Raw genomic sequence first — 13,282 nt, forward strand, 5'->3', positions numbered from 1 at the left:
AGCAAGCTCCGCTCTACAAGAACACCATCCCGTCTCGCACCCAGAACGAGCCCAGCGCCAGCGCGCTGCCGATGCCGGTCGCGGCGAGCACGTCGCTGGGATAGTGCAGGCCGAGCACGACGCGCGAGGCGGCGACGCTGGCGGCGAAGGGGATCAGCAGCCAGGCCAGCGCGGGCACGTAGGCGAGGGCGACGATGGTGAAGCCGACCGCGTGCAGCGTGTGGCCCGAGGGAAAGCTGAATTCGTCCAGCGGCGCGACCCAGGCGCGGATCCGCAGGTCCGACGCGCACGGACGCGGCCGTCGCGTCCAGCGCTTCAGGCCCTTGTACAGCAGCAGCGAGACCAGGCTGATCGCGGCCATGTGCAGCGCTGCCGACAGGCCGAGGCGGCCGCCGAACAGCGCCAGCGCGCCCATCAGCGCGTACCAGAACACGCCGTCGCCGAGCCGGCTGACCACTGCGAAGAAACCGCGGATCAGCCCGTAGTCGCACAGCGCGTTGGCGCGCAGGCACCAGCGCGCCTCATTGGTGCGCAGTCGTTGACGCAGCAGGGGCGTGTTCATGCGCATTCCTCGAGTGGGCGAGACCTTGCAGGATCGTGTCGAAATCGGCGGCCACCTGGCCCGGGCGCAGCGATGCCACGGCCTCGCGCGCGGCCATGCGCATGGCGCCGAGGAGACGTGCGTCGCGGGTGATGTGCAACGCGGCGCGCATGAAGGCGTCATCGCCATCGCGGCCGTCGCGCACCGCCGCGCCGTGTCGTCCGTTGCGCAGGTATTCGCGTGCGGCACCGGAATCGAAGGCGATCGTCGGCACGCCGCTGGCGAGGGCTTCGAGGGTCACGTTGCCGTAGGTTTCGGTGCGGCTGGGGAACAGGAACAGGTCGGCGCTGGCGAAATGCCGCGCCAGGGCTTCGCCGCGCTGGATGCCGCAAAACACGAAGTCGGGATTCTCGCGTGCGAGCTGTTCGCGCGACGGGCCATCGCCGACCCAGACGAAGCGCGCGTCGGGCTGCTGCTTCTGCAGTTCGCGGAACGTGCGTACCGCCAGCGCGAGGTTCTTCTCCGGGGCGATGCGGCCGAGGTGGATCACCGCCAGCGCCTCCGGTCGCAGGCCCCATTGCGCGCGCAGCGCATCATCGCGGCGCTCGGGATGGAACAGCGTGGTGTCCACTGCGCGCGGCAGGCGCACCACGTCGCGGAAGCCCATGTCGTCGAGCGACGCGCGCAGTTCCTCGGTCGGCACCAGCGTGGCCTGCGCGCTGTTGTGGAAGTGGCGCATCCAGCGCAGCGCGACCGGCTGCAGCAACGGCACGCCGTAGTCGCGCATGTAGTGGTCGAAGCGGGTATGGAAGCCCGTCGCCGCCGGTACGCGCAGCCTCCTTGCCGCGCGCAGTGCCGACCAGCCCAATGGCCCTTCCGTGGCCACGTAGATCGCGTCCGGGCGATGCGCCTTCCATTGGCGAACCAGGGTGCCTGTCGCCGGCAGGCCGAAACGCAGCCCCGGGTAGCGGGGGATCGGCAGGCCGGGCAGCAGGTGTTCGTGGGCGGCGGGCGTGCTGTCGCGGGACTGTCGCGGCCGGTACAGCGTCACCTCGTGACCGCGCTCGCGGAGCCCCTGCTCCAGGCTCTGCACGGTGAGGGCGACGCCGTTGACTTCCGGCGGGTAGGTCTCGGTGATGATCGCGTAGCGCATCCGCTTCCTCTCGTTTGGGAGAGTCTGGATGCGCGCGATGAAGCGGTCGTTGCCGGGCAGTGACAGCGCGATGACGCCGTCGCCAGGCTGATGATCCCCGGCGCGACGACGGCGCGAATCGCTTGAGGTTCGGGATCGCCCATGTGCAGCGCGGGGCTTGCTCCGCAGGCACTTCGTAGAGCGGAGCTTGCTCCGCTCAGGCGTGCCATGAAGAGCATGAGCGGAGCAAGCTCCGCTCTACGGCCGGGCCTCGCTCAGGGATCCAGCCGCAGTTCGATCGCCAGGCCCTGGATGTCATCGCGTTCGTGCTCCAGGTCCGAGCACAGCAGTGGCCGGTCCTGCAGCCATGGGCGAGACAGCGACAGGGTCAGGCTGTTGCCGCCGGCGCGCGCTTCCAGCGTCGGGATCGCGCCGGCTTCGTGCGAACGATGCAGCAGCACCGACAGACGGAGCAGGGCAGCGCAGCGTCGCGCCGGTGCGAGCAGGCGGTCCGGCAGCACTTCCAGCGACTTGTTGGAGATGTTGCGGCGATGGTTGCGCACCAGCGCGGCGAGGAACAGCTGCTCCTGGCGCGAGAAGCCGGCGATGTCGGAGTGTTCGAGCAGATAGGCGCCGTGCACGTGGTACTGGCTGTGCGCGATGGCAAGACCGAGTTCGTGCACGCGCGCGGCCCAGACCAGCATGCGCCGGTCGTCGTCATTGAGGTTCCAGCGTTCCGCGACCTGGTCGAACAGGCGCATCGCAGTGACTTCCACGCGCGTGGCCTGGGCGTGATCGACGCCGTAGCGGTGCATCAGCGCATCGATCGAGGTGTCGCGCGGATCGTCCACGCCGCCGCGACCGAGCATGTCGTAGAGCACGCCTTCGCGCATCGCGGCCTTGCTGACCAGCATGCGCTTGAGGCCGAGCGTCTCGAATGCGGCTTCCAGCACGAGGATGCCGCCGGCGATGATCGGCTTGCGGTCGTCGGACAGGCCGGGCAGGTCGATGTCCTCGATGCGATCGGCGGCGAGCAGGCGATCGCGCACCACCGGCAGCGCCTCGGCGGTGACCGCGCCCTTGGTGAGCTTCATCGCCGCGCAGATCTCGCCGATCGCCTTGTTGGTGCCCGATGAGCCGATCGCTTCCTGCCAGCCCAGCGTGCGATAGAGACCGGCGAATTGCTGGAATTCGGCCTCGACCTCGGTCAGCGCTTCCTTCCAGCGCTTCTTCGACAGCTTGCCGTTGGCGAAGAAGCGTCGCGTGCTGGCCACGCAGCCGACCTGCAGGCTTTCGCGTTCGATCGTGTCGAAGCCTGAGCCGATGATGCATTCGGTCGAACCGCCGCCGATGTCGATCACCAGCCGGCGCTGTTCGGGTTTGGGCGGCTGCGCATGCGCGACGCCGAGGTAGATCAGGCGCGCTTCCTCGCGGCCGGACACGACTTCGATGCCGTGGCCGAGCGCGTCTTCCGCATCGGACAGGAACACCTGTGGTTCACGCAGCGCGCGGACGGTGTTCGTCGCGATGGCGCGGACGCGGTAGGAGGGCAGGTCGCGGATGCGCTGGCCGAAGCGCGACAGGCAGTCGAGCGCGCGCTGGCGCGCATCCTGGGTCAGCCCGCCCTTGCCGTCCAGGCCATCGGCGAGGCGCACGGTCTCGCGCAGCCTGTCGATGATGCGCAGCTGGCCCAGCACCGTACGGGCCACGACCATGTGGAAGCTGTTCGATCCGAGGTCGATGGCGGCGAGCGAGTCGCCGTCCTGCAGGGGAGCGGCGGGCGCGCGACCGGGGGAAGCGGATCGGTTCAAGCGGCTGACCTGCGGAGCGGAGGGGGGAATGCCGGTGTCGCATGCCGACATGCGCCGGCGAATGTCGCGAAGCCTACCAACACGGCAGGCTGAACGGAACGGCTTGCAAGGGCGCCCGGGATGCGCTTGGACCAAAGTCTGAGCCTGTCGGGACGGCCTCCGCCATGGGCGGAGGGCCTCGTCGACCGATCAGCCGCAGATCCGTGCCAGCAGCATCGCCTGCGCAGAATGCGGCATGGCATCGCCCACGGGATGGAGCTGGCGATAGGTGCCGTCCGCCTGCAGCTCCCAGGCATTGAGGTTGTCGAGCAGGTAGTTGTCCAGCGATTCCTCGCGCACGCGCGCGGCGAGGTCCGGCGCCACGATCGGGAAACCGACTTCCACGCGGCGCAGCAGGTTGCGCTCCAGCCAGTCCGCGCTGGAGCAGTACAGCTCGGGCTCGCCGTCGTTGCCGAACCACCAGACGCGGCTGTGTTCGAGGAAGCGGCCGACGATGGAGCGCACGCGAATGTTCTCCGACACGCCGGGCATGCCCGGACGCAGCGTGCAGGCGCCGCGCACGATCAGGTCGATGCTCGCGCCCGCCTGCGACGCGCGATACAGCGCGCGGATGACCTGCGGCTCGTTCAGTGCGTTCATCTTGGCGACGATGCGGCCGGGACGACCGGACTGCGCCAGCTTCGCCTCGCGCTCGATGCGCTTGAGCACGCCCGCGTGCAGCGTGAAGGGCGACTGCAGGATGCGCTTGAGCTTGATCGCCGGTGCCAGGCCGGAGATCTGCTGGAAGATCTGGTGCACGTCGCTGCCGATGTCCGGATCGGCGGTGATCAGGCCGAAGTCGGTGTACGCGCGCGAGGTGCCGGCGTGGTAGTTGCCGGTGCCCAGATGCGTGTAGCGCACGAGTTTCTTGCCCTCGCGGCGCACGATCAGCAGCATCTTGGCGTGGGTCTTGTAGCCGACCACGCCGTACACCACCTGCACGCCGGCTTCCTGCAGGCGATCGGCCAGGCGCAGGTTCGCTTCCTCGTCGAAGCGCGCGCGCAGTTCGATCACCACGGTCACGTCCTTGCCGTTGCGCGCGGCCTGGATGAGATGCTCGACGATCGGCGAATCCTTGCCGGCGCGATACAGCGTCTGCTTGATCGCGAGCACGTTCGGGTCTTCGGCAGCCTGCTTGATCAGCTCCAGCACCGGCGTGAACGCGTCGAACGGATGGTGCATCAGGATGTCGCCGCTCGCGGCGCGCTCGAAGATGCTGTCCATGTCCTTGAGCAGGCGCGGCTGGTACTGCGGGAACTTCAGCTCGGGCCGCTGCACCATGTCGTAGATCTGCGCTGCGCGGTTCAGGTTGACCGGTCCGTTGATGCGGTAGACCGCGTTCTCGGTCAGGTCGAAGTTCTGCAGCAGCGTGTGCACGATCGGCTTGGGGCAGTCGGAGGCGATCTCCAGGCGCATCGCGCGCAGGTAGCCGCGCCCGGCCAGCTCGTCGCGCAGCGCCAGCGCGAGGTTCTCGACTTCCTCTTCGTCGACGATCAGCTCGGAGTTGCGCGTCACGCGGAACTGGTACGCACCCTTGACCTCCATGCCCGGGAACAGTTCGTCGACGAAGGCCGACAGCACTGCCGAGAGGAACACGAAATCGTGTTCGCCGCCGGAGATCTTCTCGGGCAGCTGGATGATGCGCGGCAGCGAGCGCGGCGCACGCACCACGGCCAGGTGCCCGGCGCGGCCGAATGCGTCCTTGCCCTTGAGCACGACGACGATGTTCAGCGACTTGTTGAGGATCTTCGGGAACGGATGCGCCGGGTCCAGGCCCAGCGGCGACAACACCGGCATGATCTCGTCGCGGAAATAGGCGCGCAGCCAGCGGGTCTGTCGCGCGGTCCAGTGCTGGCGGTGCAGCACGCGCACGCCGGCGTCGCTGAGGGCGGGGCGCAGCACTTCGTTCCAGCAGCGGTACTGCGCGTCGACCAGGTCCGCGGCGCGCTCGTGGATGCGCTTGAGCAGGGTGGTGTGCGAGATGCCGTCGGCGGCCGGCGGCATGCCGAAATCCAGCGAATGGCGCACGGTGGCGGCGCGGATCTCGAAGAATTCGTCGAGGTTGGTGCAGGAGATGCACAGGTAGCGCAGGCGTTCCAGCAGCGGCATGCTGGCGTCCTGCGCCCGCTCCAGCACGCGGAAGTTGAAGTCCAGCTGCGACAGCTCGCGGTTGAGGTACAACGACGGGTCGCGCAGCGGATCGTCGTCCTGCGGGAATTCGGTGGCCGGGGCGGTGCGTGCGGAGGGGCGGGGACTCATCTGTGGTGGTCTTCTGCGTGGTCGTCTGCACGATCGCCATCGAGGCGCTCGTCGTCGAAGAGGAAGTGGTCGCGCGCACGGACGCGTTCGCGGCCGAAACGACAGGCGAAGCGGCTGCCGCGTCCGACTTCGCTTTCGATCTCCAGCCGCGCCTGGTGCAGGTTGAGCACATGCTTGACGATCGACAGGCCCAGCCCGGTGCCGCCGCTCTCGCGCGAACGGCTGGTCGAGACGCGGTAGAAGCGTTCGGTGATGCGCGGCAGATGGGCTGCGGGAATGCCATAGCCGGTGTCTTCCACCGCCAGGCTCACGCCGCCGTCGCGTTCGGGCAGAAAGCGGATGCGGATCTTCCCGCCGGCCGGGGTGTAGCGGATGGCGTTGCTGACCAGGTTGGAGAACGCGCTGTGCAGTTCCTTGGTCGAGCCCATGAGGTCGACGCCGGCCGCATCCTCCACGCTGATCTCGTGGCGCTGCTGGCTCAGGGCATCGGCCTCGCGCTTGAGCGTGGCCAGCATCGAGGACATCGATACCGTTTCTTCGGGCAACTGCTCCTGCGCTTCGAGCCGGGACAGCGTGAGCAGATCCTCGACCAGCTGGGTCATGCGCTGCGACTGGCGCTGCATTTCGGTGAGCATCGGCGCCCAGTCGGGCTGCTCGGCCGGATCGAGCATGTCCAGGTAGCCATGCACCACCGTCAGCGGGGTACGCAGCTCATGCGAGACGTTGGCCACGAAATCGCGGCGCATCTGCTCCAGGCGCATCAGCTTGCTGACGTCGCGCGCGACCAGCAGCCACAGCTCGTCGGAGTAGGGGATCAGGCGCAGGCTCAGGTGCATGTCCGGCTGGACCGGCGAGGGCACGTCCAGCAACGGTTCGGCGTGCCGGCCGGCGGCCAGCCACTGCGCGACCGGCAGCGGCTGCAGGCGGTCGCTGAGCGCGGCGCCGATGTCGCGCGGGTACTGCAGGCCGAGCAGGCGCTGTCCGGCTTCGTTGAACCACTGGATGCGCTGGCTGTTGCGCTCGACCACGACGATGGCGTCCGGCAGCGCGGCGGTGGCGGCGCGGTAGGCGCGCAGCATGTCGACCAGCCGACGCTTGCGCGTGCGCATTTCAGTCTGGCTGCGGTGCAGCAGGCGGTCCAGCTCGTTCCAGACGCCGTCTCCCTCGGGCGGCATGGCGCGCTGCCGCGCGGTCAGGCGCAGCAGCACGTTGCGCAGCTTCCAGTAATGCCAGGTCACCACGCCGAGCGCGGCGACGGTCACCACCAGCCAGACGTGGTCGAGGGCGAAGCCCAGCGCGACCGCGCCCGCCAGGATCAGCACCAGCTGTCCGAGCGTCTTGAACCATGCGGAGCGCGCGATGGAGGTCATCGGTGCAGTCTATTTCAATTGAATGACAGGCGCCGCGTCTCCGCGCATGCGGTTACAGCGTCGCGGAGAAGCGGTAGCCGGCGCCGCGGACGGTCTGCACCATGCCTTCGAGTTGCACCGGCTCCAGCGCCCGGCGCAGGCGGCGGATGTGCACGTCGACCGTGCGTTCCTCGACATAGGTATTGCCGCCCCAGACATGGTCGAGCAGCTGGTTGCGGGTGTAGACGCGCTCGGCGTGGGTCATGAAGAAGTGCAGCAGGCGGTATTCGGTCGGGCCGATCTGCACCTGGGCGTCGCCGGCGAACACGCGGTGCGAGGCGCCGTCGATGCGCAGGCCACCGATCTGCACGCTGCCGTCCTCGTCGTCCTCGCGCGATCGGCGCAGCACGGCGCGGATGCGGGCGAGCAGTTCGCGCGCGGAAAACGGCTTGACCACGTAGTCGTCGACGCCGGCCTCGAGCCCGCCGACGCGATCGTTCTCCTCGCCGCGCGCAGTGAGCATGATGATCGGGATGTCGCGGGTCAGCGCATCGCGACGCCAGCGACGGGCCAGCTCCAGGCCGCTGGTGCCGGGCAGCATCCAGTCGAGCAGGATCATGTCCGGCACGCGTTCGGCGATGGCGGCCTGGGCTTCGCGGGAGTCGCCCGCGTGGACGGGTTCGTATTCGCCCTTGCGCAGGGCGAAGGCGACCATGTCGCGGATCGCGGGTTCGTCGTCGACGATCAGGATGCGCTTCTGCATGGGGCTGTCGGTCCGGTATTCCGGCGGTCGCTGAGGGGGATGGCCCACAGTAGACGACATTTTTGTGACTGATCCGTGACGGTGGCGCAGGCCCGTTCGCGAGGGCTGCCCCGGGTGCCGCGCGGGGTCTTTCCCGGGCCGCCGCTCAGCGCCGCCGCAGTTCGTCGTCGCGCACGCCCTGGCGGCGCAGTTCGAGCACGCGCGGGGTGATCGAGGCGATCCGCGCCTCGATGCGGGCGCGGGCGTAGTAATCGACGTCCTCGCGCTTGAGCAGGGTGTTGAGCTGGACCAGGGCGCGCTCGGGGCGGCCGTTGATGTACTCGGCCTCGGCGTGGGCCTCGCCGGCGCGGATCGGGTCGCCGGCGACTTCGCTGGCGCGTGCGAAGGTCTTCTGGAAGATCGGATCGTCCTTGGCGCTGACCGCCAGCGGACGCAGCACGGCCTGGGCGCGACGGCCGGCTTCCGGGTCGTTGCGCTCGGCCAGCAGGCGGGCGTAGCTCAGGGCGACGGCGCGATGCCCGGGCATGCGCGCGAGCATCCCTTCGAGGCGCTTGTCGGCGGCCGCGATCTGGCCGTTTCGGGCTTCCGCTTCGGCGATGCCGATGGCGATCCAGGCGTCGTCCGGGTACGACTCGAGCAGCGGCGCCAGCTCGCGGGCGGAGGCTGCGTATTCGCCGTTGCGGGCGCGGGCCATGGCCAGGCCGTAGCGCTGCGCATCGGTCAGCGGCCGGGCCTGGCGCATGCGCTCGTACTCGCGGATGGCCTCGACCGGCGTGTTCGCGCTCAGCACGCGGATGCGTTCGCGCGCCCAGCCGAAATTCGGGTTTTCCGCCTTGCGCTGGCCGCCCTGCACGCGCAGCGAAGCGGGAATCAGCGGGTTTTCGCTGGTGATCGCACTGCCGGGCACCAGCGCCGGGGCGCGCTGGGACAGTTCGGCGGCGCGGCTGCGCGCTTCGCTGACGCGGGTGGTGGTCACCGGGTGGGTGCGCAGGTAGTCCGGCGTGCGCTCGCGCTCGCCGCCCTGGTTGACGCGCGACAGGGTCTGCATCCGGCCGAACATGCTGGTCATCGCGTTCGGGTCGTAGCCGGCACGGGTCAGGGTCTGGATGCCGAGGCGGTCGGCTTCCGATTCGTTGGAGCGGGTGTAGTCGATCTGGCGCTGGATCATCAGGCCCTGCATCGAGGACACCGCCGCGATCGAGGCGTCGTCTGCGGAGTTGCCACCCGCTGCCTGCGCGACCGCGATCGCCCCCAGCATCGCCAGCAGGATCGGCACGCTGTCCTTCTGTGCGCGTTCGACGCTGCGCAGCACATGGGTCTGGGTCACATGGGCGACTTCGTGCGCCAGCACGCCGGCCACCTCGTCCTCGCTCTCGGCCACAAGCACCAGGCCGGCATTCGTGCCGATGTAGCCGCCCAGGGTCGCGAAAGCGTTGAACTGGCGGTCCTTCAGCATGAAGAAGACGAAGGGGTGGTCCGGGCGGTCGCTGGCCGCAGCCAGGCGGTGGCCCACCGACTGCAGCCAGGCGTCGACCAGGGGATCGTCCAGGACATAGTCGTAATGCCGCAGCTGGCTGAGCATCATGCTGCCGTATTCGGCCTGCTTGGTCGGGTTGAGCACCTCGTTGGCGGAGGAGCCGATATCGGGCAGGCGGGTCTCCTGGGCCGGGCTGACCGCGGTCGCGAGCAGGCAGGTGAGGGCGGCGATGACGGCCGTCAGGCGCATGGGCGGTATCCGGGAAAGTCGAGGTGCGATGTGCGACAGGATGACGCCTGCGGACGATGGCGGCGTGAATGTGCTGTTAAGCGTCTGCCGCCATGACCTTCGGGCGCTGCGGACGTTCCCTGCATTGCAGTGTTGCGCGCCACGCGCCCAATCCTGTCTGGAAAAGCCCGGCGCGGGCCCCCATCATCCCGGTCCCGACAGCAGATGCCGCGCCCACGCGGACAGGAGACGGCCTTGAACGACCCCCGGAACGACGCCCCCGGCGACGCGGCGCACGCGCCGATCACCCTGTACACCACCCTGGTCTGCCCCTATTGCGTGGCCGCCAAGAACTTCCTCAAGAGCAAGGGTCTGAGCTGGACCGAGGTGCGGGTCGACACCGATCCGGCCGAGCGCGAGCGCATGGTCGCCCGCGCCAACCGCACCAGCGTGCCGCAGATCTTCGTCGGCGACGTCCATGTGGGCGGCTTCGACGACATGATGGCCCTGCATCGGGACGGCAAGTTCGAGCCGCTGCTTTCGGGAGCGGGCGCATGAGCGGCGGGCAGGACGAGAAGGACCGCGTCGCCGAGTTCACCGCCTTCCGCAAGCGGATGAACGAGCGCATCCTCGCCGAGCCCAACCAAGTCGTCCGCCGCTTCTTCGCGCTGGACACCCAGACCTACCAGGCCGGCGCCCTCGACGTGAAGACCAAGGAGCTGCTCGGCCTGGTGGCCTCGCTGGTCCTGCGCTGCGACGACTGCATTAGCTACCACGTCGCCCAGTGCAAGGAAGCCGGGGTCACCCGGGACGAGATGTTCGAGACCTTCTCGGTCGGCCTGGTGGTCGGTGGTTCCATCGTCATCCCGCATCTGCGTCGCGCCGTCGACTTCCTCGACCGCCTGGAGCAGGGCGAGACCGGGGCGGTCCCGGCCCACGACCACGGCTGAGCGGCAGGGGCGCAGCGGGGTCTGTGACCACCCATTCGACGATCGCCTGCGACGATGGTCGGGGGGCATGTGGATATGCCGATCGAGCATGATCGGCGCCGTTGAGGCATAATTCGCGGGTTGTAGGCGCCGGTTCTGCCGCCCGCGCCTTCGCCAGACACGCAACCCGCGACACCCCGCAACCTCCGCAAACCCGAACGAACGCGGCCCCGCGCGCAGCGCCGGGCCCGCCTGGCGGAACCGTCCGCGCAGGCCTGACTGGAACCGACAATGACCCAAACGATTACCGTCATCCGTGGCGATGGCATCGGCCCCGAGATCATGGAGGCCGCCCTGTTCGTGCTCGACGCCATGAACGCCGGCCTGCAGTACGAAGAAGCCGATGCCGGCATGGTCGCCCTCGAAAAGCACGGCGAGCTGCTGCCGCAGTCGACCCTGGATTCGATCCGCCGCAACCGCATCGCGCTCAAGAGCCCGCTCACCACCCCGGTCGGCGAGGGCTTCAGCTCGATCAACGTCGAGCTGCGCAAGCGCTTCGACCTGTACGCGAACGTGCGCCCGGCCAAGTCGTTCCCGAACACCAAGTCGCGCTTCCCCTCGGGCGTCGACCTGATCACCGTCCGCGAAAACACCGAAGGCGCCTACATCGGCGAAGGCCAGTCGTTGTCGGAAGACGGCGAAACCGCGATGCTGACCCAGAAGATCACCCGTCGCGGCTCCGAGCGCATCGTCCGGTACGCCTTCGAGCTGGCCCGCAAGACCGGCCGGAAGAAAATCACCGTGGTCCACAAGGCCAACATCCTGAAGTCGACCTCGGGCCTGTTCCTGCGCACCGCGCGCGTCGTCGCCGCGGAGTATCCGGACATCCAGTGCAACGAGATGATCGTGGACAACACCTGCATGCAGCTGGTGATGCGTCCCGAGCAGTTCGACATCATCGTCACCACCAATCTGTTCGGCGACATCATCTCCGACCTCTGCGCCGGTCTCGTCGGCGGCCTGGGCCTCGCCCCGGGCGCCAACATCGGCACCGAGGCGGCGATCTTCGAAGCCGTGCACGGCTCGGCCCCGGATATCGCCGGCAAGGGCCTTGCGAATCCCTGCGCGCTGCTGCTCGCAGTCGGCCAGATGCTCGATCACATCGGCCAGCCGGAGAACGCCACGCGCCTGCGCAACGCGATCGTCGCCACGCTGGAAGCGAAGGATTCGGTGACCCCGGACCTGGGCGGCGAGGGCAACACGATGTCGTTTGCCAGGGCGATCGCCAGCCGGCTCTGAGCCGCAGCTGTCGGCCTGCAGGCAGATTGAGCCGCAGGCAATGAAAAAGGGCGCCGATGGCGCCCTTTTTCCTGGGTGAAGCACGCTGCCGGTCAGTCGCGCAGCTTGGCCAGCAGGCGCAGGAATTCCACGTACAGCCACACCAGCGTGACCATCAGGCCGAAGGCGCCGAACCACTCCATGTACTTCGGTGCGCCGGCTTCGACGCCGCTTTCGATGAAGTCGAAATCCAGCACCAGGTTCAGCGCCGCGATGACCACGACGAACAGGCTGAAGCCGATGCCGATGATCCCCGACTCGTGGATGTAGGGCACCTTGATGCCGAACAGACCGAGCACGAACGAGGCCAGGTAGATCAGAAAGATGCCGCCGGTCGCCGCCGCCACGCCGAGCTTGAAGTTCTCGGTCGCCTTGATCAGGCCGGAGCGATAGGCGAACAGCAGCGAGAACAGCGTCCCGAAGGTCAGCATCACCGCCTGCATCACGATGCCCGGGTAGCGGGCTTCGAAGAACGCCGAAATCGCGCCGAGGAACAGGCCTTCGACCAGCGCGTAGGCCGGGGCGAGGACCGGGGACCATTCCTTCTTGAACACGGTGATGAGCGCCAGCACGAAACCGCCGATGCCGCCGCCGAGGATGTACAGCATCGCGCCCGGTGCGAGCTGCGGGCCGTCCGGCGTCTGCACGACGGCCTGCGACCACGAAAAGGCTGCGGTGAGGGTGAGCATCAGCAGCATCAGCCCGGTCTTGTTGACCGTGCCGTTGAGCGTCATCGCATTCGCACTGCCGGGATAGACGGTGCCGCTGCTGAGGTCGAGGAACGTCGAATCCTTCAGAACCGGATTGCCGCTGCGCATGGGAACTCCTGAGTGTGTGTGTCGTACGGTCGAAGCGCCAAGCATACCCATTCGCGATGTCGTCCGCCGCGTTGACATCCCGCGCCGACATTCGCAAAATAGCGGGCCGGCTGGATTGCGGGCACCCGCATCAGTCGCCGCTCGACGGCGGGGTATAGCGCAGTCTGGTAGCGCGCCTGCTTTGGGAGCAGGATGTCGGGGGTTCGAATCCCTCTACCCCGACCACTTCCGGCTCGCGCCGGCAAGGCTCCCGTCGGCGCGCTTCCGTCAGCCAGGCACGCCCGCCGGCGTGCCCCGTTCGTCCGATCGGCTATCCAGCGCATTGCGCCCGTAGCTCAACCGGATAGAGCACCGGCCTTCTAAGCCGGCGGTTGCAGGTTCGAGTCCTGCCGGGCGCGCCAATGCTGCATGTGGTTCGCGACACAGGATTTCAGCGCATGGCAGGACGCCGTGCGGCGGATCGCCCGGAATGGGCCGCTTCGCAGGAAGCGCACCGCAGGTGATACCAGGTTTCAATGGTGGCTGTAGCTCAGTTGGTTAGAGTACCGGATTGTGATTCCGGTTGTCGGGGGTTCGAGTCCCCTCAGCCACCCCATAT

Annotated in this window: 11 protein-coding genes and 3 tRNA genes; 6 read left to right on the forward strand and 8 right to left on the reverse strand. The window is 68.3% G+C overall.

Annotation, left to right across the window (positions count from 1 at the left end; genetic code table 11):
• Nucleotides 1–13: 13 nt before the first annotated feature.
• From ACFQ0E_RS10765 to ACFQ0E_RS10795, 7 genes are all read right to left on the reverse strand, one after another.
• Entirely contained in the window at nucleotides 14–562 is a 549-nt protein-coding gene (locus ACFQ0E_RS10765; protein ID WP_386823643.1) for a phosphatase PAP2 family protein, read from the reverse strand.
• Nucleotides 522–1,694, reverse strand: coding sequence for a glycosyltransferase family 4 protein (locus ACFQ0E_RS10770; RefSeq protein ID WP_386823644.1), 1,173 nt, complete (start codon nucleotides 1,692–1,694; stop codon nucleotides 522–524). Before ACFQ0E_RS10770 ends, ACFQ0E_RS10765 begins: the two co-directional genes overlap by 41 nt.
• A gap of 254 nt (nucleotides 1,695–1,948) precedes the next feature.
• Nucleotides 1,949–3,484 (reverse strand): exopolyphosphatase, encoded by a 1,536-nt coding sequence (ppx, locus tag ACFQ0E_RS10775; protein ID WP_386823645.1) that lies wholly within the window; start codon nucleotides 3,482–3,484, stop codon nucleotides 1,949–1,951.
• A 189-nt stretch (nucleotides 3,485–3,673) separates the two neighbouring features.
• Nucleotides 3,674–5,782 carry a polyphosphate kinase 1 gene (gene ppk1 / locus ACFQ0E_RS10780; RefSeq protein ID WP_386823646.1) on the reverse strand — a complete coding sequence of 703 codons (2,109 nt, stop codon included), beginning with the start codon at nucleotides 5,780–5,782 and terminating at the stop codon, nucleotides 3,674–3,676.
• Entirely contained in the window at nucleotides 5,779–7,152 is a 1,374-nt protein-coding gene (gene phoR / locus ACFQ0E_RS10785) for a phosphate regulon sensor histidine kinase PhoR (RefSeq protein WP_386823647.1), read from the reverse strand. The genes ppk1 and phoR overlap by 4 nt, the downstream gene beginning before the upstream one ends.
• Nucleotides 7,153–7,204: 52 nt before the next feature.
• Nucleotides 7,205–7,894: a phosphate regulon transcriptional regulator PhoB gene (phoB, locus tag ACFQ0E_RS10790; RefSeq protein ID WP_137851509.1), complete on the reverse strand. Its 690-nt coding sequence runs from the start codon at nucleotides 7,892–7,894 to the stop codon at nucleotides 7,205–7,207.
• A 145-nt stretch (nucleotides 7,895–8,039) separates the two neighbouring features.
• On the reverse strand, nucleotides 8,040–9,620 hold the full coding sequence (locus tag ACFQ0E_RS10795) for a M48 family metalloprotease (RefSeq protein ID WP_386823648.1): 1,581 nt from the start codon (nucleotides 9,618–9,620) through the stop codon (nucleotides 8,040–8,042).
• Nucleotides 9,621–9,854: 234 nt separating this feature from the next.
• Here ACFQ0E_RS10795 and grxC point away from each other — a divergent pair, with 234 nt between their 5' ends.
• From grxC to ACFQ0E_RS10810, 3 genes are all read left to right on the forward strand, one after another.
• The gene (gene grxC, locus ACFQ0E_RS10800) at nucleotides 9,855–10,157 is read left to right on the forward strand and encodes a glutaredoxin 3 (protein ID WP_386823649.1); all 303 of its coding nucleotides are present in this window, start codon (nucleotides 9,855–9,857) and stop codon (nucleotides 10,155–10,157) included.
• On the forward strand, nucleotides 10,154–10,549 hold the full coding sequence (locus ACFQ0E_RS10805; protein WP_386823650.1) for a carboxymuconolactone decarboxylase family protein: 396 nt from the start codon (nucleotides 10,154–10,156) through the stop codon (nucleotides 10,547–10,549). Before grxC ends, ACFQ0E_RS10805 begins: the two co-directional genes overlap by 4 nt.
• A gap of 270 nt (nucleotides 10,550–10,819) precedes the next feature.
• Nucleotides 10,820–11,827 carry an isocitrate dehydrogenase gene (locus ACFQ0E_RS10810; RefSeq protein WP_386823651.1) on the forward strand — a complete coding sequence of 336 codons (1,008 nt, stop codon included), beginning with the start codon at nucleotides 10,820–10,822 and terminating at the stop codon, nucleotides 11,825–11,827.
• A gap of 92 nt (nucleotides 11,828–11,919) precedes the next feature.
• On the opposite strand, the gene ACFQ0E_RS10815 is transcribed toward ACFQ0E_RS10810, so the two are convergent.
• Nucleotides 11,920–12,684, reverse strand: a complete 765-nt coding sequence (locus ACFQ0E_RS10815; RefSeq protein ID WP_386823652.1) for a Bax inhibitor-1/YccA family protein — start codon at nucleotides 12,682–12,684, stop codon at nucleotides 11,920–11,922.
• A 148-nt stretch (nucleotides 12,685–12,832) separates the two neighbouring features.
• Between ACFQ0E_RS10815 and ACFQ0E_RS10820 the strand changes: the two genes are divergently transcribed.
• The 3 genes from ACFQ0E_RS10820 (at nucleotide 12,833) to ACFQ0E_RS10830 (ending at nucleotide 13,279) form a co-directional block, all read left to right on the forward strand.
• Nucleotides 12,833–12,909, forward strand: a tRNA-Pro gene (locus ACFQ0E_RS10820).
• Between the two features lie 99 nt (nucleotides 12,910–13,008).
• Nucleotides 13,009–13,085, forward strand: a tRNA-Arg gene (locus ACFQ0E_RS10825).
• A gap of 117 nt (nucleotides 13,086–13,202) precedes the next feature.
• Nucleotides 13,203–13,279: transfer RNA gene (locus tag ACFQ0E_RS10830), tRNA-His, on the forward strand.
• Nucleotides 13,280–13,282 lie beyond the last annotated feature (3 nt).

This window comes from Lysobacter brunescens (genome assembly GCF_042677005.1).
GTDB classification, from domain to species: Bacteria; Pseudomonadota; Gammaproteobacteria; order Xanthomonadales; family Xanthomonadaceae; genus Lysobacter_I; species Lysobacter_I brunescens.